At 65.0% G+C, this 24,528-nt stretch carries 13 protein-coding genes; 7 read left to right on the forward strand and 6 right to left on the reverse strand.

Going from position 1 to position 24,528, the window contains the following annotated elements:
* Positions 1 to 307 precede the first annotated feature (307 nt).
* The 7 genes from ON19_RS38885 (at position 308) to ON19_RS38890 (ending at position 17,953) form a co-directional block, all read left to right on the forward strand.
* Entirely contained in the window at positions 308 to 6,862 is a 6,555-nt protein-coding gene (locus ON19_RS38885; RefSeq protein WP_083899377.1) for a type I polyketide synthase, read from the forward strand.
* Positions 6,852 to 12,146: a type I polyketide synthase gene (locus ON19_RS14710; protein WP_043691701.1), complete on the forward strand. Its 5,295-nt coding sequence runs from the start codon at positions 6,852 to 6,854 to the stop codon at positions 12,144 to 12,146. The genes ON19_RS38885 and ON19_RS14710 overlap by 11 nt, the downstream gene beginning before the upstream one ends.
* Positions 12,143 to 15,133: a type I polyketide synthase gene (locus ON19_RS14715; RefSeq protein WP_051168879.1), complete on the forward strand. Its 2,991-nt coding sequence runs from the start codon at positions 12,143 to 12,145 to the stop codon at positions 15,131 to 15,133. Before ON19_RS14710 ends, ON19_RS14715 begins: the two co-directional genes overlap by 4 nt.
* Positions 15,130 to 15,795, forward strand: a complete 666-nt coding sequence (locus ON19_RS14720; RefSeq protein WP_218006416.1) for a glutathione S-transferase family protein — start codon at positions 15,130 to 15,132, stop codon at positions 15,793 to 15,795. Before ON19_RS14715 ends, ON19_RS14720 begins: the two co-directional genes overlap by 4 nt.
* Positions 15,792 to 17,000 carry a cytochrome P450 family protein gene (locus tag ON19_RS14725; protein ID WP_043691704.1) on the forward strand — a complete coding sequence of 403 codons (1,209 nt, stop codon included), beginning with the start codon at positions 15,792 to 15,794 and terminating at the stop codon, positions 16,998 to 17,000. The genes ON19_RS14720 and ON19_RS14725 overlap by 4 nt, the downstream gene beginning before the upstream one ends.
* The gene (locus tag ON19_RS14730) at positions 16,997 to 17,629 is read left to right on the forward strand and encodes a GNAT family N-acetyltransferase (protein WP_043691707.1); all 633 of its coding nucleotides are present in this window, start codon (positions 16,997 to 16,999) and stop codon (positions 17,627 to 17,629) included. Before ON19_RS14725 ends, ON19_RS14730 begins: the two co-directional genes overlap by 4 nt.
* Positions 17,630 to 17,740: 111 nt before the next feature.
* Complete coding sequence (locus tag ON19_RS38890; RefSeq protein WP_157229707.1) at positions 17,741 to 17,953, forward strand: hypothetical protein; 213 nt, start codon at positions 17,741 to 17,743, stop codon at positions 17,951 to 17,953.
* Positions 17,954 to 17,964: 11 nt separating this feature from the next.
* Here ON19_RS38890 and ON19_RS38895 read toward each other — a convergent pair whose 3' ends face one another.
* The 6 genes from ON19_RS38895 to ON19_RS14750 all read right to left on the reverse strand — a co-directional run bounded on the left by ON19_RS38895 (position 17,965) and on the right by ON19_RS14750 (position 24,382).
* Positions 17,965 to 18,321, reverse strand: coding sequence for a hypothetical protein (locus ON19_RS38895; RefSeq protein ID WP_051168881.1), 357 nt, complete (start codon positions 18,319 to 18,321; stop codon positions 17,965 to 17,967).
* A 6-nt stretch (positions 18,322 to 18,327) separates the two neighbouring features.
* Complete coding sequence (locus ON19_RS41880) at positions 18,328 to 18,498, reverse strand: hypothetical protein (protein ID WP_157229708.1); 171 nt, start codon at positions 18,496 to 18,498, stop codon at positions 18,328 to 18,330.
* A 161-nt stretch (positions 18,499 to 18,659) separates the two neighbouring features.
* Positions 18,660 to 19,691, reverse strand: coding sequence for a 2-hydroxyacid dehydrogenase (locus tag ON19_RS14740; RefSeq protein ID WP_083899378.1), 1,032 nt, complete (start codon positions 19,689 to 19,691; stop codon positions 18,660 to 18,662).
* Positions 19,688 to 20,872, reverse strand: a complete 1,185-nt coding sequence (locus ON19_RS40210; protein ID WP_368854284.1) for a pyridoxal phosphate-dependent aminotransferase — start codon at positions 20,870 to 20,872, stop codon at positions 19,688 to 19,690. Before ON19_RS40210 ends, ON19_RS14740 begins: the two co-directional genes overlap by 4 nt.
* 112 nt (positions 20,873 to 20,984) lie before the next feature.
* Positions 20,985 to 22,412: an MFS transporter gene (locus ON19_RS14745; protein ID WP_043691711.1), complete on the reverse strand. Its 1,428-nt coding sequence runs from the start codon at positions 22,410 to 22,412 to the stop codon at positions 20,985 to 20,987.
* A gap of 176 nt (positions 22,413 to 22,588) precedes the next feature.
* The gene (locus tag ON19_RS14750; protein WP_218006417.1) at positions 22,589 to 24,382 is read right to left on the reverse strand and encodes a choline/carnitine O-acyltransferase; all 1,794 of its coding nucleotides are present in this window, start codon (positions 24,380 to 24,382) and stop codon (positions 22,589 to 22,591) included.
* Between the last annotated feature and the right edge of the window lie 146 nt (positions 24,383 to 24,528).

Raw genomic sequence — 24,528 nt, forward strand, 5'->3', positions numbered from 1 at the left:
CGCTGACCAGCAACGTTACGGGTATTGCCCCTTTCGCTCGTATCCCGGCAGGCTCCCTTGGTTGGTGTCGGACCAGAACACCGGGCCGAATCGCCCGGCGCTCGCTGTCGCTGACCAGATCGTGAAACTCGGGATCCTCCAATCCGCTGGTAGGCACCTGAAGCCGACCTACGAATCCCGCGCTTTACATACGTAATTCAGCAGGGATACCATCTGGTCCGATTCGGGCGAGCCGCCGGTGGGGCATCGGGATAAGCCACGAACTGGATTGTTGCTGGAGGTGGCTTTGCCAGTGTTGTCCTGGTCTATGGAATCTGTCCGGGACTGGCTCATAGCTAGAACCGCCGCCCTGAGCGGGCTGGATCCCGGTGCGATCGATGGACGTGAGCCGTTTACCAGCTACGGGCTCGATTCATTGATGTTGACGGCGCTCGCCGACGAGTTGAGTGAGGCACGGGGGCACCCCGTGTCGCCAGTCCTGTTTTGGGCGCATCGGTCGCCGATCACTCTGGCGCGCAGGCTGACCGGAGCCGGCTCGACGCCACCGGTGCAGCGCGAAACGCCAGGTCAAGATCAGTCGATCGCGATCGTCGGTCTTTCTTGCCGGTTCCCTGGCGCTCCCGACGCGACGGCATTCTGGCGATTACTCAGCTCGGGTGCCGACGCGCTCACCGAACCGCCGGATGGTCGATGGGGCCGCGACGGTCCGCCGCGCGGCGGGTTCCTCGACCGGATCGACGAGTTCGACCCGGAGTTCTTCGGTATATCTCCCCGGGAGGCTCCGCACGTCGACCCGCAGCAACGGCTCATGCTCGAACTGATGCAGGAAGCTCTCGATGACGCGGGCATTCCGCCAAGCGGTCTCGAAGGCAGCCGGACCGGAGTTTTCGTCGGTGCGATGTGGAGTGAGTACGGGGCGGGCATTCGCGCGGACCCCGACCTGGTCACCCAGCACACCTTGGCCGGAGGCGATCCGAGCATTATTCCCGCCCGATTGTCCTACACGCTCGGTGCGCGCGGGCCGAGCCTTCAGGTGAACACCGCATGCTCGTCGTCACTGGTCGCGGTCCACCTCGCGGCCCAGAGCCTGCGTGAAGGCGAGTGCGATCTCGCGTTGGCCGGTGGCGTGAGCCTGATGCTGGCGCAGGACACGGTGCACGCGCTGTCCCGGCTCGGCGCGCTGGCACCAGACGGGCGGTCGAAGGCGTTCGACGCGCGTGCGGATGGATACGGCCGCGGTGAAGGTGGCGGCATGATCGTGCTCAAACCGCTCGATCAGGCACTCGCCGACGGTGATCCGATTCACGGCGTGCTCAAGGGCAGCGCCGTGAACCACGACGGATTCAGTAACGGCCTGACGGCGCCGAGCCCGCTGGCCCAGGAATCCTTGCTGCGTAGCGCTTATCGCCGAGCGGGGGTTGTGCCCGCCGAGGTCGGGTATCTCGAGGCGCACGGGACGGGAACGGCGCTCGGTGACCCGATCGAGGCAAGCGCGCTGGGCGCGGTGCTCGGCGCGGGCCGGTCTCGCGACCAACTGCTGCCGGTCGGTTCGGTCAAGAGCGCGATCGGCCATCTCGAACCTGCGGCCGGGATCGCCGGACTGATCAAGGTGTTGCTGGCGATGCGGCATCGCACCGTGCCGCCATGCGGCCAGTTCGAGGAAGCCAACCCGAATATCCCGTTCGATGAATGGGGTTTAAGGGTCCCTACGCGGGCGGAGCGGTGGCACGGCAACGCAGAAGGTCGCCTCGTCGCCGGGGTGAGCGCGTTCGGCTTCGGCGGTACGAACTGCCATGTGGTCCTCGAGAGCGGTGATGACACTCCGGTCCACCTGCTGCCCCTTGCCGCGGGCACCGAAGACGGCCTCCGTGCCGCGGCGCGGGAGCTGGCGTCCACTCGGGACCTGCCGCCGATCGCCCGATTGTGCGCCGCCGCGTCGGTCGAGGCGGACGGCTCGCACCGGCTCGCACTGTCCGTTCGCGACCGCGACGACATCGCCACGGGCACGGAGAAATTCCTCAGCGGCTGTGCCGGAGCCGGAATCAGCACCGGGATTATCGACAGCGACCGGCCGAGGATCACGTTTCTGTTCGGTGGCCAGGGTGCGCAGTGGACCGGGATGGGTGCGCGGTTGTTGCGTGAGCCCGCATTCCGGTCGGCGATCATGCGGTGCGAGACCGCACTGCGCCCACACGTCGACTGGTCCCTCACCCAGCTGCTGACCTCGGCCGACGAGAGCTGGATCGAGCGCACTGAGCTGGTCCAGCCGGCGATCTTCGCGATGCAACTCGCGCTGACCGACCTGTGGCGATCACAAGGAGTCGAGCCGGATGCCGTCGCCGGGATGAGCATGGGTGAAGTCGCCGCCGCGCACGTCGCCGGAGCGATCACTCTCGATGATGCCGCGCTGATCATGTGCAGGCGCAGCGCGATCGCCGGCGGGATGTCCGGCGACGGCGGAATGGCGGTACTCGACCTGTCCGCTGAGGAGACGACCGACCTGCTGTCCCGGCACGGTGGTGACGTATGGGTCGCAGGCTGTGCGAGCCCGGGATCCACGGTCATCTCCGGTGATCGAGCAGCAATCAAGGCGATACGGGACGAACTCGCCGCGCGCTCGGTCGCGTCGGCATGGATCAGGGTCGACTACGCCTCGCACAGTCCCTACGTCGACGAGGTGCTGCCTGACCTGCGGGCCACGCTCGCCGATCTGCGACCCGGCGAGACCCGGATACCGTTCTATTCCTCGGCCACCGGGGCACAGATGAAGGGCGCGCTGCTCGATGCCGAGCACTGGGTGCGCACCGAACGCGAACCATGGCGATTCGACACCGTGATGGGACACTTACTCGCCGGGGGCCGCCAGATCTTCGTTGACGTCGACCCGCATCCGATTCTCGCGTCTGTGGTCGAGCAGCACGGCGGCATGGTATTGCCGACATTGCGCCGTGCGGACCGCGACCGCTCGACCTTGATCGACTCATTGGGCGCGCTGTACACCCTGGGCGCCGTCCAGCCGCCGAAGGACCAGGGCCGGACGGAGTTGCTGGTGCTCTCCGCCCGCTCTCGCGATTCCCTGCTGGCATCGGCGACCACGATGGCGCGCGAGCTCAGCGGTGACAACGACATCGCCCTGCGCGATCTGTGTTACACGGCCGCGGCGCGGCGGGACCACCACGAACACCGGCTCGCGGTGACGGGTTCGTCTTCGAAGGAGCTGGCCGATGCATTGCGTGCCGCGGCTGCGGGGACCATGCCCGGCAACACGTGGATGGGCAGTGTGGCGCGCGGCGAGCGGCGAGCGATTGTATTCGTGTGCTCCGGCCAGGGTTCGCAATGGGCCGGTATGGGCCGAAACCTGTTGCGTGCCGAGCCGGTGTTTCGCGCGGCTGTCGAAGAGTGCGAGAAGTGGTTACGGCCGTTGACCACGTGGTCGCTGACGGCCGAGCTGACCGCGCCGGCGGAACGGAGCCGCCTCGACGAGACCGCGGTAGCGCAGCCTGCTCTGTTCGCTGTCCAGGTGGGGATCGCGCGGCTGTGGCAGGCATGGGGACTTGCGCCGGACGCGTTGATCGGCCACAGCGTCGGCGAAGTCACCGCCGCGTACCTGGCCGGGGCGCTGCCCCTCGCCGAAGCGGTCGAGGTGGTGTATCACCGGGGCCGGTTGATGCAGGCTGCGGCCGGAGAAGGTGGGATGGCTTCGGTGGAACTGCCCGCCGAGCGAGTGCGCGACCTGCTGAGCGCGTACCAGGGTGAGCTCACGATCGGCGCGATCAACGATCCCGATTCGACCGTCGTTTCCGGTGACGCCGCCGCCCTTGCCGACTTGCTCGGACGGCTGCGCGGCGAGGGGATCGCATGCCGTCAGCTCCGGGTCGGTTACGCGTTCCACAGTGCGCGGATGAATCCGGCCGGGCGCGAATTGTCTCAGGTGCTCGGCTCGCTTACTCCGGGGCCGAACCGGTTGCCCGTCTACAGCACAGTCGCCGGGAAGCTCATCGATGATCAGCGATTCGACGCGGACTACTGGGTACGAAACGTGCGGGAGACAGTGCGGTTCGCGGACGCCATGAACGGCGCGATCTCCGACGGGTACCGGGTTTTCCTGGAGATCGGGCCGCATCCGGTTCTGCTGGAGAACGTCCAGCGATGCCTTGCTGCCCGCCGGATCGACGGTCACGCCGTTGGTTCGCTGCGCAAGGGGGAGGACGAACGATCCGCGCTGCGCCGCGCGGCCGGCGCACTGTACGCCGGTGGCTGCAAGCCAGATTTCGCTCGGCTACTCGAAACCGGCAGGGTCGTTCCGCTGCCCGCTTACCAGTGGCAACGGAAGCGATACTGGCTCGCGGCCGACCGACACACCGCGCTCGCCGTCGGCGACGACCGGGGCCATCCGCTGCTCGGCACAGGCCTGATCTCGGCGGTAGAGCGGGGAACCCGCTACTGGCAACGCGCGCTCGACCCGGTAAGGCTGCCGTATCTCGCGGACCTCGCGGTGCGCGGGAACACCGTGACCTCGGCGGCTACGTTCGCCGAAATGGCATTGGTAGCGGGCGCCGAGGCGTACAGAACCAAGGACATCGCCGTCACCGACCTGGTGTTCGAGCGCATGCTGGAAGTGACCGCGGCAGCGGTGCCCACGACCCAGACGGTGATCAGCACACGGGAAGGACTGTTCCAGGTATTCGGCCACCACGGTCCGGATTGGGTGCGGCACGCACTGGCCACCGTCGGGCCGGACACCGAAAAGCCGGATGTGCGCGAAGAGCCCGCACTGATTCGGCACCGCTGCACCGCGCACCGGGACCGGACAGAGCACTACCGCGCGCTGGCCGGGGCGGGCCTGGCAATCGGAGAGCACCTTCGTGGGGTATCGGAGCTGTGGTTCGGCCAGGAGGAAGTGCTGGCCCGGCTCGTACTGCCGGAGCAGCCACATGGTCGAGACACCGATTACCGCATCCACCCCTCGGTACTCGACGCCGGTCTGCAGGCGCTGATCGCCCTGTGCAACGGTTCGTCCGGAAGCAATGTGGTGACCGGGATCGGTCGGTTGCGAGTGCATCGGACACCGGCGGGCCCGGTATGGGCACACGCCCGATCAGCGGGGTCGGGCGGCGACCTCTATCTGCTCGACGACGACGGCCGGGTACTGGTGGAGGCCGAGGGCGTGCGCCTGCGGCCGCTCAAAGATCCCGACCCGGTGGCGGATTGCCTGTACACGGTGGAATGGCGCGAACGAGCGGACCGACAACCGGCGCGAGATCGAGCCGGGTCGTGGATCGTGTTGGCGGGCGAGGATCGTCTCGGCGCCGAGCTCGCGGACGAGCTGAGGGCTCGAGGCAAGCAGTGTGAACTGGTGACCGCGCAGGGAACGGACCCGACCGGAACAGAGTCTCTACGGGCGGTTCTGACCGGATCGGCGCCGACCGGGGTGGTGCACATCGGAAGTCTCGGCAGCGCGAGCGTGCGGGGCGTGGCCGACGCGCTGGTCGGCATGGGCTGGCGCGATCAGCCACGGCTGTGGCTGGTGACCCGTGCCGCCCAGGCGGTCGGCGAGCACGTCTCGGCGGTGGATGTCGACCAGGCGTCGTTGTGGGGACTCGGCAGGGCGATCGGGCTCGACCATCCCGAGCTGTCGGTCACGCGGGTGGACCTTGCCGCGCAGACGACACCCGATGACGCGGCCACGCTGGTGACGGTCTTGCTCAGCGATGATCGGGAGACGGATGTCGCCCTGCGTCCCGGTGGCCGGTTCGTGGCCAGGCTGGTCCGCGCGCCGGACGTTGGTGAGCGAGTGGCGACGTTGCGGACGGACGGCGCATACCTGATCGTCGGCGCGGATGCCGCACTCGCGGAATCGTTTGCCAGGTGGATGGCCGACCGTGGTGCGCGCAACATCGTGATCCTGGACCGAGACGGCGCCATCGGGCCGATCAGCTTTCCGGGGGCACAGGTGTCGACCCTCGACACGTACCCGACCGACGACCACGAGACGACCGGGCTGATCACCGAGATCGAGGCTGCGTGGGGCCCATTGCGCGGGCTCGTCCACGCCGCGGGCGAGGACAGCGCGTGGCGGTGGCATCAACACACGCTCGATCGCGAGCTGGATCTCTTCGTTCTCTGCTCCTCGGTCGCCTCGTTGTTCGGGTCTCCGGGCGACTCGATAGGAAGCGCACGGTCGAACGCGATCGCATACCATCGCCGTGCCCGCGGCCTGCGTGCACTGAGCCTGCACCTCGCGCAGGCAGGCACGGCGACACACGGCATCGCCGATGCGTCCTCGGCAGATCTCGGGCGAGCGTTGGACCACGGGGTATGTGCGGATCTCGGTCAACTCGCGGTGATGAAGCTGAACCTCCGGCACTGGTTCGAATCGTTTCCCAGCGCGGCGGGGACACCGCTGTTCGATGAGATCGAGTCCCGTGCCTCGGGGATCACCACCGCGTTCGCCGACAGGCTGGCCGCGACCAGCGCCCCGAAACGGGCAGGGTTGATCGAAGAGCACCTGATCGAACAGGTTGCCCTGACGCTGCAGCGAGATCCTCCGAGCCTGAGCCGGCAGTCGACGTTCCAGGACATGGGTATGGACTCGCTGATGGCGGTGGAGCTACGCAACCGGCTGGAATCGACGCTCGGCGTCCGGTTGTCCGTCGCGCTGGTCTTCACCTACTCGACCATCGCCGCGCTCGCCGAGTTCGTCGCGGACGAACTCGCCGTGACCGGCACTCCGGCCGGAGAACCGGAACCGGACGATCGGCCTTCCATGGCAGCGGACATTGATCTGCTCTCCGACGAGGAAGCCGAGGCCATGCTGCTGGAGAGCATCCGGCTCGTCGAACAGGAACAACATGACGACTGAGCAGACATCGCCGGTGAAGCAGGCTTTGGCGGCTATGCGGACCCTGCAGACCCGGCTGGACCGGGAGCTGATGGCGAAGACCGAGCCGATCGCCGTCATCGGCATCGGCTGCCGTGTGCCGGGCGGCGGCTGCGGCCCCGACGAGTTCTGGCAACTGCTCGACGACGGCGTCGATGCGATCACCGAAGTGCCACCGGACCGGTGGGTGGGTGAGGTCGGCAGTCCGGCGCGCTGGGGTGGCTTTCTGTCCGATGTGGACGCATTCGACGCGGCCTTCTTCGGCATCGCGCCCCGGGAGGCCGAGGCGATGGACCCCCAGCAGCGCCTGCTGCTGGAAGTGGCCTGGGAGGCGCTGGAACAGGCCGGGCACGCTCGCCTGGACCGGCTGGCCGGCTCGAGAACCGGTGTCTTCACCGGTGTTGTCGTCACCGACTACGACCGGCTGAGCCTCGGAAACCGGGACATCTACACGGTGACCGGCAACGGGCACTCGTTCCCCGCAGGACGGCTGTCCTACGTGCTCGGCCTCCAGGGACCCAGCATGGTCGTGGACACGGCGTGCTCTTCGTCGCTGGTCGCAGTACATCTGGCAGTCCAGAGCCTCCGTTCGGGAGAGAGCGAGATGGCGCTGGCCGGTGGGGTCAACCTGATGCTGGCCAAAGACATGACCGACATGCTGGCCAGCTCGCGCGCGCTGTCCGAGGATGGGCGATGCAAAACCTTCGATGCGCTGGCCAACGGCTATGTCCGGGGCGAGGGCTGCGGGATGCTGGTCCTCCGACGGCTTTCCGACGCGGTGGCGGACGGCGATCCGGTGCTCGCGGTGATCCGAGGTTCCGCGGTGAATTCCGACGGCCGATCTTCCGGGCTGACCGCGCCGAACGTCTCCGCGCAGAAGGCTTTGCTCCGTCAGGCGTTGCGCAGCGCTCGAGCCGACGCGGCTGACATCAGTTACGTCGAGACGCACGGCACCGGAACGCCGCTCGGCGATCCGATCGAAGTGGACGCGCTTGCCGACGTGCTCGGCGGGTTGCGGGACGATGGTTCGCGCTGCGTGCTCGGCGCGGTGAAGACCAACATCGGGCATCTCGAGGCGGCCGCCGGGGTGATTGGACTGATCAAGGTCGTGCTCGCGCTGCAGCGGGAGCGTATCCCGGCGAACCTGCACTTGCGCACCGTCAATCCCAGGATCGACCTCACCGGCACCGCCCTGGTACTGCCGAGTGATCCGGTCTCGTGGCCGAAACACGACGGTGCGACGCGGATGGCGGGTGTCAGCTCGTTCGGGATCAGTGGCACCAATGCGCACGTCATCGTCGCCGATCCGCCGGAGTCCGCCGAGCCTCCCGCGACCGAACCAGGACCGGCACTGGTGCCGATCTCCGCGCGCGATGCCGGCGCGCTGACCGATCTGGTTTCTGCGTTCCGCGCTGAGTTCGACGAGCGGCAGGCCGAGGTCCCGGATATCGCATATACCGCTGCTGTCCGCCGGCATCATCATCAGTACCGGGCCGCCCTGGTGCTGCCCGGCGAGGGGCCGCCGCGGCTGGTGCCCGGCCCTGAGCCGGACGAACGGCCGCGAGTGGTGTTCGTGTTCTCCGGCCAGGGCTCGCAGTGGCTCGGCATGGGGCGTGCACTGCTCGCCGGTGAGCCCGCGTTCCGAGCGGCTGTCGAGGCATGCGACCACGCCATCCAAAAAGAGACCGGATGGTCTGTTATCGATGAATTGACCGCTCAGCCATCCACGTCGCGGCTCGACCGGGTGGACGTCGTGCAGCCGGTTCTGTTCGCGATGGAGGTCGCGTTGGCGGCACTGTGGCGATCGAAGGGCATCCAGCCGGACGCCGTCATCGGGCACAGCATGGGTGAGGTGGCCGCCGCGCATGTGGCCGGCGCGCTCACGCTGACCGACGCGACGCGCATCATCTGCCGCCGCAGCCGATTGCTGCGCGGACTGGCCGGACGCGGCGCGATGGCGCTGGTGGAACTGCCGAGCGAGCGAGCGAGCGCGGTGCTGTCCGGATTCGCCGACCAGGTGTCGATCGCGGCGAGCAACAGCGCGCGCTCGACCGTGCTCTCCGGCGACCCGGACGCGCTGGACGAGGTCTTGGCCGAGCTCACCGGTGCGGGGGTGTTCTGTCGTCGGATCAAGGTCGAGGTGGCCGCGCACAGCCCACAAGTCGATGCCATCACCGATGAGCTGAGTCGCCAACTCGGTGCGCTGACGCCGGAGGCCACCACGGTGCCGATGTGGTCCACCGTGCTCGGAAAGGTCTGCGACGGCGCCGAGCTGGATACCGCGTACTGGATACGCAACCTTCGCGAACCCGTGCTGTTCGCGGAGGCGGTTCGTGACTGCATGGCACTGGGGCGCACGATATTCGTCGAACTGACGCCGCACCCCATCCTGCTTCCCTCGATCGAAGAGGACGGAGGCCTGGTCGTTCCGTCCGGGCGGTGCGAACACGATGAGCGCGCGGTTTTCCTCGAATCGCTTGCCGCACTGTATGTCCGGGGCTGCCAGGTGGACTGGCCCGCCCTCCACCCGCGTGGCGGACGCTGCGTGCCACTGCCTGCCTACCCGTGGCGGCGCCAGCGGTATTGGGTGGATCGAACTCCGGCCGCGCGCGCCGACCACGGGCATCCATTGCTCGGCGAGCCGGTCAGCCCGGCGACCTCGCCGGGTACCCGGATCTGGGAGCGCGAGCTGAGTCTGCCGTACCTGGCCGACCACATGGTGGACGGCGCGGTGGTGTTCCCGGCGTCGGGCTATGTGGAGATGGCGCTTGGCGCCTGCGGGCGATCGAGGGTGTTGGAGGACCTCGCATTCGACCGGATGGCGATTCTCGCAAACAACGGCTCCGGACACGTCCAGTTCATCGAGCAGGCCGACCATTTCCAGGTGTATTGCCGAGCGGCAAGGGACGAACCGTGGGTTCTGTGCGCGCACGGATCCGTCCGTCCTGGGGACGGGAGGCTGCCGATGGCCGAGCCGCCATCGTCGGTGCGGGACCGGTGCGGCACCGAGGTAGCCGTAGCGGAGCACTACGCGCGGTATGCCGGGCGAGCTATCGACTACGGCCCGACCTTCCGTGGTGTGCAACGAATCTGGACCGGCGACGGTGAGGGTGTGGCCTTGGTCGAGTTGACCGGGTTGCCCTCGGGGTATGTCTGCCATCCTGCTCTGCTGGACGCTTGCTTCCAGGTGCTCGGCAGCGTGCTACTCGACCGGCGAGCGAGCGCCGGGGTCATTCCGGTTCGGATCGACCGGCTCCGAGTGCACCGGCCCCCCGGTGGCCGTGTGTGGGTACACGCACGCGCCCGGTCCACCGAGGACAGTGGGGATCTGCTGGTACTCGACGACGACGGCACCGTGCTGATCGAGGTCGAGGGGTTGACAGTGGCAAGGCCTGCCGAACCGACACCGTACCGGGACTGGCTCTACCGGGTGGCATGGCGCGCCGCGGAGCGGCTCGTGGCCCCGGATCCTGGCGAGGGACCTCTTGGGACGTGGCTGGTGCTCACCGATTCCACCGGCGTCGGTACGGCGCTGGCCACGCTGCTCGAACAGCGTGGCCAAACCTGCGTACTGGTCGACAAGCGGGATATCGACATCGCCGACGACGACGCGTGGAGCGCGTTGCTCGACGACGTCGCCGCCGGTGGCGAAAGAGCCTGCGTCGGGGTGGTGCATCTGTGGAGCCTGGACACCACAAGTACCGAACACGTCACCGCCGACACGCTGAGCGCCGATCAGCACATCACCGGACTCAGCACAGTGCGCCTCGTCCGCGCGCTCGCTCGCCTCCCGATGCGGGACCATCCCCGACTGTGGCTGGTCACCAAAGGCGCACAGCAGGTGGGCCCCGAACCGGTCGAGGTGTCCCAAGCGCCGTTGTGGGGATTGGCAAGGACATTGAGCGTCGAGCACCCCGAACTGGAGTGCGTGCGCGTCGACCTCCGATCGGGTTGGGGGCCGACCCGTTGCGCCGACGAACTCCTTCCCGAACTGGTCGGGGCCGACGGCGAGGACGAGATCGCTTTACGGGAGGGAGGGCGCAATCTGGCGAGGCTGGTACGGGCCTCGTTCGAGCCAGGTGACGTCGGACTGTCCTTCGCCCGGGGCACGTACCTGATCAGCGGCGGGCTCGGCGGGCTCGGCATCGGTTTGGCGCGCTGGCTGGCCGCGCACGGTGCACGGCACCTCGTGCTGGCCGGACGGCATGATCCTGTTCCGGACGTGCAGGCCAGAATCGAAGAGCTCAGGAGGGAAGGCGTCGAGGTCGTGGTCGCGCGGGCGGACGTGGCCCGGCGCCAGGACGTCGCCGCGATGCTCGCGGACATCGACGAGCGGCTGCCGCCACTGCGCGGAGTGCTGCACGCGGCCATGGTCCTCGACGATCGGACCATTCGGGAACTGGATGCCGAACGGTACGACCGCGTGCTGGCACCCAAGATGCGTGGGGCATGGAATCTGCATGAACTCACCGAAGACCGGGAGCTGGAGTTCTTCGTGATGTACTCGTCGGCCTCTGCCCTGCTCGGCTCGCCGGGACAGGCCAACTACGCGGCCGCCAATGCATTTCTCGGCGCGCTCGCCCGGCATCGGGTACACGGTGGCCGAAAGGCCCTGTGCGTGGATTGGGGGTTGTACTCGCAGGAAGGAATCATGGCAGAACGCAACACCGAAGGGCAGCGACTCGCGCATCGGGGGATTGGCACCCTGACCCCCGAACAGGGCATGGACATCCTCGGTCTGCTGCTGGGTGGCAGCACCAGCCAGATCGCTGCGGCCAATCTCGATCTGCGACAGTGGCTGGCGTTCTACCCGGTTCTGGCCGGTGCGTCGCTGTTCACCGAACTCGGTGACGATGGCCGGGAGAGTGCGAGCAGGCCATCGGATCCCTGGTTCACCGACCGGCTGCGCGCGGCGACAGCTGCCGAACGCCCGCGCTTGATCGATGATCTCGTCACTGAGCAACTCGGCCGGATCCTGCACCTCGACGCCGACTCGATCGACCGGAAGGCACCGCTGACGACCATGGGAGTCGACTCGCTGATGGCGCTCGAACTGCGGAACCGGCTGGAGGCGGCGCTAGGCGTCCGGCTGTCCGCGACGCTGATGTATACCGCACCGACGGTGCGGGCATTGACCGAACAGCTACTCGACGTGCTCGGCATGGCCGAGCCCCAGGAGGCCACCGACGAGTTCGAGGACCTCGGCGACCTGCTGGCGCAGATCGACGGTTCGATCGAACGGCTCGAACGCAGGCAGCGGCCGTGACCGTCATCGACGAGGAAGGCTACCGCTCGCGTCTGGTGAAAGCTGCTTCCGCGCTGCGCAGCCTGGAGGCCGAGGTCGCGCGGCTGACGCGGCAGCAATCCGAACCTGTGGCCGTGATCGGCATGGGCTGCCGCTTCCCCGGCGGCGTCGACGACCCGGAATCATTCTGGACGTTGCTTTCCGACGGCGTCGACGCGGTGTCCCAGCGACCAGTTCGCGCCACTGACGATGCCGCGAGTACAGGCGCCTTTCTTTCCGCTGTCGACGGTTTCGACGCGGCGTTCTTCGGGATCTCGCCGAGGGAGGCAGCGGCGCTGGATCCGCAACATCGGCTGCTGCTCGAAGTCGCGTGGGAAGCGCTCGAAGATGCCGGCGTGGTGACCGAGCGGCTGGCCGGCAGCAGAACCGGTGTGTTCGTCGGCATGAGCAGCAATGACTATCTGCTGCTCAGCGCCAGATCCGGCGCGATGGGCGCGTACGCGGGCACCGGAACTGCCCACTGTTTCGGTGCGGGCCGGTTGTCGTACCTGCTCGGACTGCGTGGGCCGAGTCTCGCGGTGGACACCGCGTGCTCATCGTCGCTGGTTGCGGTCCACCTGGCGATCCGCAGCCTGCGGACAGGAGAGAGCTCGCTCGCGCTGGCCGGGGGAGTGAACCTCGTTCTCGACGAGTCGGTGACCCAGATGGTCGCCGATCTGCAGGCGCTGTCGCCGGACGGCCGGTGTCGCGCATTCGACGCGCGTGCGAATGGGTTCGTCAGGGGCGAAGGTTGCGGCATCGTGGTGCTGAAGAGATTGTCCGACGCGCTCGCTGACGGTGATCGAGTGCTTGCTGTGCTGCGGGGTTCCTCGATGAACTCCGACGGTCGCTCGGCCGGACTGACCGCGCCGAACCCACTGGCGCAAAAGGACATGCTGCGTCAAGCGTTCGCCGATGCGCGTGTGCACCCCGCCGACATCGGATACCTGGAGACCCACGGCACCGGAACCGCGCTCGGGGACCCGATCGAGATCGAGGCATTGACCGAAGTTTTCGGCGAACCGGAGCCGGACAGCAGCGTTTGTGTGCTCGGCGCCGTCAAGACCAACATCGGGCATCTCGAAGCTGCCGCCGGGATCGCCGGATTGATCAAGACTGTACTAGCGTTGCGGAATGCGGAGATTCCCCGCAACCTGCACTTCAGCACCCTGAATCCGAGGATTTCCCTGACCGGAACACCATTCGCGATCCCGACGACGGCCGTCGCATGGCCTGAGGGCGATCGAACACGGATCGCCGGCGTCAGTTCGTTCGGCATGAGCGGCACCAACGCGCATGTCGTCGTCACCGAAGCGCCGACGCCTGAGCAGGTGCCACGGCGCGCCGGGCCGGTTGTGCTTCCGCTGTCGGCGCGCAGCCCGGTGGCACTGACCGAGCTGGCTTCGGCATACGCGAGTGTCCTCGAGCGGGGCAATGATCTGCACGACATAGCCTACACAGCAGGGGCACGGCGCGATCATCACGAGTGGCGAACCGCGGTGGTCGGCGAGTCCGGGGCCGAATTGGCCGAGAAGCTGCACGCCTTCGCACGAGACGGTGCCACCGCGGCACGAGCCGACGCACCGCCCGCGCTCACCTATGTCTTCTCCGGACAGGGCTCGCAGTGGATCGGCATGGGACGGCAATTGCAATCCAGCGAGCCGATCTTCGCCGCTGTGCTCGGTCAATGCGATGAGCTCATCGCGAAGAACGCATCGTTCTCGCTGCTCGCGGAGCTGGCCGCGCCACCGGACCGGTCGAGGTTGCAGCGCACCGAGATCGCCCAGCCCGCGCTGTTCGCCTTCCAGATCGCGCTGACCGCCCTGCTGTCCTCATGGGGCGTCCGACCGGACGCGGTCATCGGGCACAGTGTCGGTGAAATCGCCGCAGCGCATGTCGCGGGTGCGTTGAGTCTCGCGGAAGCCGTCAGGATCGTGGTGTCGAGGGGCCGCATCATGGCGCGGGCAGCCGGTTCGGGGGCGATGGTCGCGGTCGAGCTCACCCACGAGAAGGTCGCGGCCTTGTTGTCGACGATCGATACTTCGGTCGCTGTGGCCGCGATCAACGACGACAGATCCGTCGTGCTGTCCGGCACGGTGGACGAACTGCACACCGTGCTCGGCCCACTCCAGCGACAAGGCGTTCGCTGCCGCCAGCTGCCGGTCGACTACGCGTTCCACTCGCCGTCGATGGCTCCGCTGGCCGTGGAACTCGCGCAGGAACTCGGCACGGTCGAGGCCGGCCGGACCGCGTGCCCTCTGTACAGCACGGCACGCGGAAACCGGATCGCCGGAAATGAATTGACCGGGGAATACTGGGCGGACAATGTCCGGCATCCGGTCCGGTTCGCCGAAGCCGTGCACGCTGCGGGCAGAGATGGGCAGCAGCTCTTCCTCGAGATAGCACCGCACTCTGTGCTCTCCGGTCATGTCGCGAACTGTGTCGGCGCGTCGGCGGCGATACCGACGCTGCGCAGGCAGCGCCCGGAAATGCGCAGCCTGCTGAACTCCGTCGCCGACCTCTATACCGTGGGGTATCCAGTGGACTTCCGCGGCCTTTACCCGGATCGCCGCCCGGTGGTGTCGTTGCCACACTATCCGTGGCAGCGCAGGCGTTTCTGGCTCGAAACCCCGGAACCCCCGCGCGAAGAGGTCGCCGTCGAACCGGTGCATTGGCTCAAGGAGCTGATCGGGCTGCCGGATGGCGAGCGGGAGGCCGCGATCGAGTCAGCGGTACGCGCGGATGCGGCTGCCGTGCTCCAGTTGTCTTCGCCATCCGATGTCCCGGTCGACGGCGAGTTCATGGAACTGGGCATGGATTCGCTGATGACCGTGCAACTGCGGCACGAACTGGCCGCGCGAACGGGCCTCGCGCTGCCATCCACCCTCGCCTTCGATCACCCGACCCCACGGGCGATCACTCGATACTTGCTGAAGATGCTCGCGGAGCGCGAAGAGGATGGATCATGATCAAGGTTTACGGGACAGCCACCAGCGCGTGTACGCACAAAGTGCTGATGGTGCTGGCGGAGAAGGATCAGCAAGCCGAGCTGGTCGAGGTGAGTGTTCTCAAAGGACACGACAAGTCGCCGGAACACCGGCGACGTCAGCCTTTCGGCGAGATTCCGGTACTCGAAGACGATGGGTTCCTGCTGTATGAATCGCGGGCGATCATCCGCTATCTCGATCAGCGACTGCCGGGCCCCGCGCTGACGCCGGATGACCTCCAGCTGCGCGGGCTGATGGAACAGTGGATCAGCATCGAGCAAAGCTATGTCAGCGGCCCGGTGTGGGAACTGGTCCGTGGCGGCCCGGTCTACGAGATCATCCGGAGCAGCCCCGCTGCTCCGCTGTTGCCGCCGCCGCCGGACCAGGACGCTATCGCCGCTGCCCGCGCCGCACTGACGACACCTTTCGACGTCGCGGACGCCACGCTGTCCGAGCAGGAGTTCCTCGCCGGTCCCGAGTTCTCACTCGCCGAGGTCACCTGGCTGCCCTACTTGCAATATCTGGTCGCCTCCAACGGCGCGGACCTGATCGAGGCGCGCCCGAACCTGGCGCGGTGGTGGCGGGAGATCAGTGGAAGGCCGACCTGGCTTCGAGTCGGCAAGGTGCTGGAGCGACCCGAATGAACCAGTTCGACCTGTGGGGTGAGCAGATGCGGGTCGATCCGTTGCCGACGCTGGCGCAGATGCGTGCCGAGGCACCGATCGTCCGGCTGTTCAATCCGCACCAGGGGGCGCCCGAGTGGCGCGTGACCCGCTATGCCGACGTGGTCGAACTGCTCCGTGATCCTCGTTTCAGCAAGGACAAGCGGAAACTGTCGGATCAGGCGCGCTCGAGATACTTCCGGGTTACCGAGTTCGACCGGCTGGACAAGCACATGCTCTACGCCGATCCGCCCGAGCACAGCAGGATGCGCGCACTGGTGGCCAAGGCCTTCACTCCCCGCCGAATCTCGCAGCTGCGCCCGCGCATCGCCGAGGCGACGGAGAGGCTGCTGGACCTGGCCGAGCAGCAGGACTCGGTGGATCTGCTCGACACACTGGCATTCCGGTTGCCGATCACCGTGCTGGTCGAGCTGATCGGGGTTCCGATCGAAGACCAGGAGCGCTTCCGGGAGTGGACCAGAATTCTGATCGCTCCGCCGGCGGACGGAAACTTCGACGCCCTGCGCCGGATGGCGATCGAGTTTCAGCAGTACCTCGAGGAATTCCTCGCGCTACGCCGCAGGCACCCCCGCGACGACCTCACCAGTGCGTTGATCGAGGCGCAGACGCATGGTGACCGGCTCTCATCGGTGGAACTGATGAGCATGGTCTTCCTGCTCATCGCGGCGGGTTTCGAGACGACGGGCAACCTCATCGGCAACGGGGTGTGGGCGCTGCTCCGTCATCCAGCGCAGCTGCGGCGGCTGCGCGACACGCCTGAACTCATCGAACCCGCCATCGAGGAGGTGTTACGATACTGCCCGCCGGTGGCAAACAGCACCGGGGCCTTTCCGCTGACCGATGTCGAGTTCCGAGGCACGGTCATTCCGGCCGAGGAACTGGTTGTCGCTTCGTTGCTGTCTGCACATCATGACGACGAACGGTTCCCCGAACCGGACCGGTTCGACATCACCAGGACACCGAACCAGCATCTGGGATTCGGCCATGGCTTGCACTTCTGTCTCGGATCGTCGCTGGCAAAACTCGAGGCGCAGGTTGCCATCGGCACCCTGGTGCAGCGCTTTCCCCGACTGGGGTTCGCGGCCGATCCGGACACATTGCGATGGAAGATCGGCGTATTCGTCCACGGCCTGGAATGCCTCCCTGTGACCTGGGAGGCGCGATGACGATCCGGGTGCGCCAGGCGGCGTTGGACGACCTGGATGACATCATGGCCGTCGAGCAGGACTGGGAGGAATCCCAACGGGCGAGCCGGGATCAGATGATCGCTCGCCTGCGCGTGTTCCCCGAGGGGTTCTGGATTTTCGAGCAGGACGATGAGGTCGTCGGAACCTTGATGGGCTTCCCCATGCACTACAGGCCGGACAAGGTCGCCGAGCTCAGCGATTGGGATACGGTGACCGGCCACGGTTACTACCCGACGATAGACCTGGACGCCGCGAACGCCATCTACCTCGCCTCCGGCTCACTGAAGCGGACCGCGCGCGGCGGAATGGCATACGCGGTGATGATGGAGACCCCCGTCGAGCTGGCCGAGCGGTTCGCACTGGACTATGTTCTCACCGGAGCCAAGATCCCCGGCTACGACGCCTACTGCCGCCGGTTCGGTGAGATCGACGCAGCCGACTACGCGTTTCGGCAGCTCGGCGGCTGCCTCGTCGATCCATTCCTGGAGATGTACCGGGGGCACGGCTATCTGGTGCCCGACCGACAGCACATCATCCCCGGCTATTATCCAGATCCGCCGAGCAGGGACTACGGCGCGATCGTCGTGCGGAACACATCCGGTCGATGATCACCTGAACGACCATCCCTATCGGGAGACGCAACCTAGCACGACAGTTGTAGTTCGTTACTTTGGTAATCGGGTCCGTTGGTAGCGGATGTGTTGGGCGCGGTGTTGGTGGTGGCGGCGCCAGCGGGAGGCGGCGAGGGCATGGGTGAGGGTGCGGGCGGGGTGGAGCACTATCGCCAGGAGACGGCGGATTTCGGCGACTGTGATTCGGCCCAGCCCGCGTGGGCTTTTGGGTCGGTGGCGGCGGTGACGGCGAGGAAGGCGTGGGCGAGCATGGCCAGGGTGATGTGCCGGTACCAGGCGTCGTATTTGCGGACTTGGTAGTGGTCGAGACCTCATTGTCCTTTGGCGGCTTGGAAGCATTCCTCGATCGCCCACCTCGCACCGGCCACGGCCACGATCTGGCCGCGATCGATGGTGTCTGGGTGAAAGCACACGTAGTAGGCGATATCCGCGGGATCGTCGAGAGATCGCCGGGCCAGCAGAGTGTCGTACAAACCAGCCCGGATGTCGTCGAGGACCGGCAGGGTGGCCCAGGCGAAGTCGTATTCGCGTTCACCTCGGACTCCGAGACCGGCCGAGACCCGGTGCCATGCTTCGGCTGGGGCGCGGCTGATCAGGGTATCGACTCTGCGGCGGCCATCGAGGTCGATGATGGTGTGTCTGACCGGGACCTCTACCACATAGGGCATCCGATGCTATTCCAGGAAGGCCCTGAATCTGCCGTCACGCCTGTAGGCGGAATCGGCGGTCACCCACCCGGCGATCACACCCGCGGCCAGTGCCCGGCCGATCATCATCTCGGCCAACCGTGGCTTGGTCAAAACGGCCTGACTCCAGCGGCTTTCGGGCACACCGGCGAATGTCATCGTCTTCTTGTTTCTCGATCAACATTGCCTCCTTGCTGCGGCTTCCCGCTGCTCCCGAGTTCGCTGCCGGCGGGTCGTGCGTGACGAGTCGGAGCGCGAGATGAACTGCCCTGCCTACCGCGTGTTCATGCGCCGCAGAACAGGACCGTGAATCATGAACTTCAAGGTCTCTGCCGAACTGGCAACCAATGGGCGTTGTCACGGTAGTCAGGGTTGATAATTCGTGGGTCTTCTCCGATTTCCAAGACATTTTTTATGGAATCGACATTCGCCGTGAGTATCCTGCGGAAGGACTCTTCGGTAGCACCGGCCGCGTGCGGGGTGACGAGAAACCGTCTGTTGCCCAATGCAATCAACCCGAGGGGATCGGTCCGGTCCGATGGCGTCGGCATGATGTAGTAGCTGTCCATAGCGGCGGCAGCGAGACGACCATCGAGCAGCGCGGACCGCAAAGATGCAGGATCCACCAGCTCCGCCTCGGCCGTGTTGATCAGAATCGCACCGGGTTTGACGGAAGCAAGTTGCGATTCGCCGATCATCCGCTCTGTCTGCTGGCCGTAGGTAGCGTGCAGGCTGATGACGTCGGACTCGGTAAGCAGCTCAGGTAGCTCGACCCGCCGAGCGGCGATATCTCTTTCCAATTCCGGTTTGGCTGTCCGGCTCACGTAGACTACTCGCATCCCGAACCCGTTGGCCGCTATCCGAGCGACGAGAGCGCCGATGGTACCCATGCCGACGACGCCCAGCGTCCTCGAATGCAGGTTGCGTCCTATATGCTTGTTCCATCGACCCGCCTTCGTTTCCATGGCCAGGTCCGTGATGCTGCGCCAGGCATCGACCATGAGACCGATCGTGAATTCCGCGACCGCACGTGCATTGGCTCCGGGGGCGTTGGTCACCGCAATTCCCGCCGCGGTCGCTGCGGCGGTGTCGATGTACGCCTGATACCCAACCCCCATGAATGCAATGACTTTGAGGTCTTCGGCGGCGGACAACGCAGCAGATGTAGCACGCTCCACACCCCCCAGAATGTATGCGTCCTTGCCTACCAGAGCACGTGCCAACTGCATTTCGGACAGGTCGCGGTCACACATTTCGACCTCGAGATCCTGTTGGCACAGCCATCCGATATCGGCTGGCATCAAATCCGTCCCGGTGACCAAGACACGACTACGGCTCGATTGAGTCCTCATCGTTGGATCCCTCGCGCGGCGAGCTTTATTCCGGTGTGTCGCAGTAACTGCGCACCCTCCAGCATCAACTGTGGATCCCGAGCCAGGGCAACGCGTACGAGATTTCGCCCCCGCTCCCGCTGGTTCCAGAAGAAGTTGGTTCCGGGTAGAATGTGAACTCCATTTCGAATCGCATCGTGGACGAATACCTCGCAATCACTTCCTTCCGGGAGACGCAGCCAATCCACCGAAACAGGTGATCGCATCTCGGTTACGAATTCGAAATCCCCGTCGTATAGAATTGCGCGAAGGATAGATCGGTTCTTCATGACCGAAGGCAGAATGCTATGCTCGATGCCATTTCTCGCACTGTCATGGATGAACTCTGTCAGGACCCGCAAATGGAATGGAGAGACGCCCTGCAGCAAATCATCGTGTAGGCGGTACATGTCTGCGTACATGTCAGGACTGCACACCGTCAACCCGACCTTTATCTCACTGCTTGACCATGTCTTACCCGTATCCTCGAGCACGATATACGAAACGCCCGAATGTTCGAGGATTTCGTACTGCGACCAGCCGGGCGGCGCAGGTGAAAAGAATCTGAAAGAGGCGTCCAGAACAAGAGTGCAACGACGGTCGACACAGTGCTGAACCAGTGTTCTGAATTCGAGTTCGGACAGTATCCATCCGGTTGGATTGTTAGGTGATACGAGCCATACCACCGCAGGCTCGAACCGTGCCAATGCCACGGGCAGTTGCTCGACCGTGCAATCCTGCTCCGATATCGGTACAACCTTGACATTTTCGCGGAGTAAGATGGACGAGATATTGTCGAAAACCGGTTCGATCAACGCAACTCGCTTGCCTGTGTGAGCGCAGTGGCTTGCCACCATTGTTATTGCGGATGACGCGGAATACGACAGCATATACCTGGAGAAGTCATGGTGTATCGGCTCGCCGGCGAGGTCCATGAAAGCGCTGATGAACACCTCTTCCAACTCGGACTGGGGCCGCTTTCGGGCTTGGTGGAAGAGAGCTGGAAATCGGTTGATAATGTCGATCTGCGTAGACGTAAGCGGTTGCCGGCAATGGGCGTCAGATAAATTTATGGCTTGATCGAGACTTCGCCGCTCGTACGTGGTACTAGTTGTTTGCGCGGTAGGGTCGGGATGTGAAGTTTGCGTTTGAATACTTGTCACGCTCGGTTGACCTCGGATATTCGTAGTTGTATCTGGCGTTTTTGACTTGGTCGCATATCGGACGTTCCAACGGCGATAGCCGGAAGTGCACAGTGGTCAGCAAAACTTGGGATCAACTCGGTGATCGGTTCCATGGTGATTCTATTTTCTCTATGGTGCTGATTCTGGTCCACGGCGTTCGAGAATCGTGCATCTGGGACCGGTCGCTGACGCTTGGCCTGGAAACCGCCGATGACCCGTCACGAAGTTGGGTCGGATCGCGAAGGTCGAGAACCAGCAGCGTCTCCTTTTCCTCGGCGGTACTGTTTCCACCGAGGAATATGTCGAGCGAGCCGTCGCTATTTCGGGAAAATGCAACTTGTGCGATATCGAGTATCCATCGCGCGGCGGTGACAATGCGCGCTCCACCCGCTTTGCCGGCCTGCCCGCGTGTGGGGATCGCACGCGCCGCGATTCGGCCCAGCACGATTCCCGCACCGATACCGAGTACAGCCGTGGATAGTATTCCTACCGACGAACCGGCGAAGTGAACGGTCTGACTTGCCACGGTACTTCCCATGGCAATCCCTACCCACATCAGGCTGAAATGAAAACCAAGGGCCTCACCAGGCGCATCCTGGGAAAATGCTGCGTTCATGTGATCAGTACATGCCGGGAAAACCGCACCGGCCAGCATGCCCACTATGAAGACGGTTATCGCCAGCTCAACCGGTCCGGACGCGAAGGCGCAAGGCACCATGCCGGTTCCGAGCCCCGCCAGCAGTACATACGGCGAAATGGTTATGGATATCGAACCATAAAGATAGCCGCCTGCCACGGCGCCGGCTGCGCCGACGGCGAGCATCAGGCCAGTTGCCTCTTCGGCGTGGAAATCGCTCATCATCGCGATGACAAACATTTCCTCCGCGCTGATTATGGCACCGGCCGCGGCGTACGCGACGCAGGCCGCGACGAATCCGGACTGTAACCAGGACCGCCGTGGGACTGGTCGATGTATTCGCCTTGTATCGGTTCGCAACGATGGGTTGGGTCTCAACAAAAGGACTGCCCCGCAACACAAGACCACCATTCGTGCCACCAAGAGCACCACATCCGTGTCCAGAATACTCACTGCTGCGACCGCCAGCGGCGGCCCGGCCAGAACGGAAACATCCGCGGTCACTTCGTACGCGGCCAGCGCCGGGCGCCGCTGACGGTCGGTCGTGGCGACGGTTATAGCCTGTTTTGCCACGTTGATAACTGGTATTTCAAACCATGCTGCCAGCGCTGCGAGCAGAAGCAGCACTGTAAAGGGAGCGAATGGCGCTATTGCCCAGCACATCCCGTTGATCAGGATAGCTCGAATCAGGGTGAGGCGCGTGCCCAGGCGGTTGAGGTGCGGGCCGCGTCGTAGCTCGGTTCCGGCCATACACAGGTAGACCATGGTGCTCAATAGGCCTGCAGCGGCGAAGGAGAGATCCAACGTACTCCGCACATGCATGACCAGCAACAGAGATTGGGAGTTGAGAACAGTACGGAATAGTAGGCTGAGCAACACCATTTCACATACTGTTCGATTTGCCAGAAGCTCTAGATAGGCTTTCACCTCCGCTCACCCGGTGTGGAATTCGATCAGAAACGCCTGTTCGGCATCTTTGCCACCGCGCCCATGCATCTGTGCTTCACATCTTTCTTGCACTGTTTAGTGAAAGCTTCAGTATCAATAATCGACCTGCGTCATTGCGCGATGACTGCCGTCCCGAGAAGATCGGACAACTCCGGGATTACGGCCGACATAGCGAGCGCGAATCTCTGCATTTGCTGCTCTGTTTCCCTGGATGCGCTGAGGTGAATATCCAGACGTCCGGGCTGCAGGGTGTAACCGATTCCGATGCAGCGGGTGCTTATAGGGCCGAAACCGAAGAATCGGACATTGGCCGATGAGACGGAACTGGTGCTGAGGTAATCATCGCGCAGAATTTCCCAACCGGGCGATTCGTAGAGCGCGAGCGCTTCATCGCCGCAGTGTCGCTGGATCCGCTGTAGCTCCACCAGGTGCCGTTCGGGCGCGCGCCCCGCTTGGCAGTCTCTGGTGTTGGCGGCGTGCGCCTCCACCGCGGCACGTAGCGCTTCAGCCCGAGCACCGGCAGTCGCGGTCGGATCATCCATCAAGGCTACAAAGCGAACGACCTCGGGGGTCACCGCCCGGAGGGCCTCTGTGCGGCCGTTGCGGTAATGCCGTACAGCAACGGATTCGTAGGTGCTGCCGAGAAATCCTCTCGATCGTTGATGGGCCAGCTGGAAAGCCGTCTGCACCAACGCATCCGGGGATACTCCGAGTCGCTTGGCAGTGTCCGACCCGAAGTCGCCGATCGTGACCACTTCCGTGACCGTCTCATTCACCTGCCTAACGAAATCGGCTGAGGCTTGCCGAATCTCCTTTTGCAGATAGTGGTTGAGATGGAACTCGATCGGCGATATCGCGGGCACTCGCCCGGTCTTCTCCGCCGAAATTGTCGTCGAACCGCCCAAAACGGCGTCGCAGAAGCTGGCCACGGTTGTTCCGTCCAGACCGGATTCCTCGATGTTGAGGCCCGCGCGGCCATCGGCGAACACGATGAACGTCAGCGCTTTATCGTACCAACGGTTCCCGCCATCCCCATGCATGAGCTGGCGGCATGCCGCGCGTTCGTCCTCGGGCACGTAATCCTCGAGCGCTACGCAGAACAGTGCCGTTTCTATCGTCTCGAGTCCGGCGGCGTTGTCCGAATCTTCGATGAGGGCTTGGCGGGCCGTCGCCCATGCGACACGCGAAGTCGTCGTCAGCGCTCCCGGCGATGGCGTCACAGCCGCATCGGTGGCCTTGATCGCGTCCAGCCCGGCCATCACGTCCTGGACAGGATATGCGGTTCCGTCATCTGCGATGATATCCAAGCGGAACGCATGTCGACGAAGAAGGACGACTATGTGGCTTGCCGTCGAGGGACCCGGTTCCTCGGCGTTGTAGGCGGAGCGCACGGAGTCGCATTCGATGCCGGGAATCCTGGTCGTACCGAATAGGTATCTGTTCTGATGCATGGACTGTCGCCGGCCGCGCAGCACCACAGGGGACACCAACTCGGCGTCGAGTTCGAGCTTGTATGCGGCGGTGCGCGAGATCAGTTCGGCGGCACGTTCGAGTTGTCCATGCTCGGAGTCGGTGAACAAGAAGAAGGAGTTCGCGTTGAACGCGATACTGTCTCTATAGCCGAGATGGCGAGACGCCCAGAATGCATCGAGCCAACTGTGGACGCTGGGCATCCGGTCGAATCGCTCGATCTCCTCCTGCCACATCCGTGCCGGACTGTCCGCTGCGAGGAACCCCTCCACCGCAGCCTCGGTGACAGCCAGTTGCTCGGCTGTCAGCAAAGGCGCACATCGCTCGAGGAACCGCTTGCACGTCTCATCCAACGTCGGGATGGGGAGTCGAGGTAGTCGATCGTCGAAATCGAATGTACCAACGCTGATTTCGCTGCCGCGGTTCTCGTTCACCGTCCGAGTGTCCCACCACCACCGCTGCGGCGGCTGGCTCCATCAGTGGGAAGGCCGGATGAGGCCACACAAGCGTCTTTACCTAGGAGCTGCGACCTTCGGCGCGAGTTGTGAGGAGCGTCCTGTCAGCACGGCGGCCGTGGTGA

Source organism: Nocardia abscessus NBRC 100374 (genome assembly GCF_000308455.1).
Taxonomy (GTDB): Bacteria; Actinomycetota; Actinomycetes; order Mycobacteriales; family Mycobacteriaceae; genus Nocardia; species Nocardia abscessus.

Bases quoted from the DNA above. Each gene is read 5' to 3' on its own strand.
- ON19_RS38885 (WP_083899377.1), top strand. From the start codon at position 308: ATGGAATCTGTCCGGGACTGGCTCATAGCTAGAACCGCCGCCCTGAGC.
- ON19_RS14720 (WP_218006416.1), top strand. From the start codon at position 15,130: ATGATCAAGGTTTACGGGACAGCCACCAGCGCGTGTACGCACAAAGTG.
- ON19_RS14745 (WP_043691711.1), bottom strand. From the start codon at position 22,412: ATGGTGTTGCTCAGCCTACTATTCCGTACTGTTCTCAACTCCCAATCT.
- ON19_RS14740 (WP_083899378.1), bottom strand. From the start codon at position 19,691: ATGAGGACTCAATCGAGCCGTAGTCGTGTCTTGGTCACCGGGACGGAT.
- ON19_RS41880 (WP_157229708.1), bottom strand. From the start codon at position 18,498: ATGACATTCGCCGGTGTGCCCGAAAGCCGCTGGAGTCAGGCCGTTTTG.
- ON19_RS14725 (WP_043691704.1), top strand. From the start codon at position 15,792: ATGAACCAGTTCGACCTGTGGGGTGAGCAGATGCGGGTCGATCCGTTG.
- ON19_RS14730 (WP_043691707.1), top strand. From the start codon at position 16,997: ATGACGATCCGGGTGCGCCAGGCGGCGTTGGACGACCTGGATGACATC.
- ON19_RS38895 (WP_051168881.1), bottom strand. From the start codon at position 18,321: ATGCCCTATGTGGTAGAGGTCCCGGTCAGACACACCATCATCGACCTC.
- ON19_RS14710 (WP_043691701.1), top strand. From the start codon at position 6,852: ATGACGACTGAGCAGACATCGCCGGTGAAGCAGGCTTTGGCGGCTATG.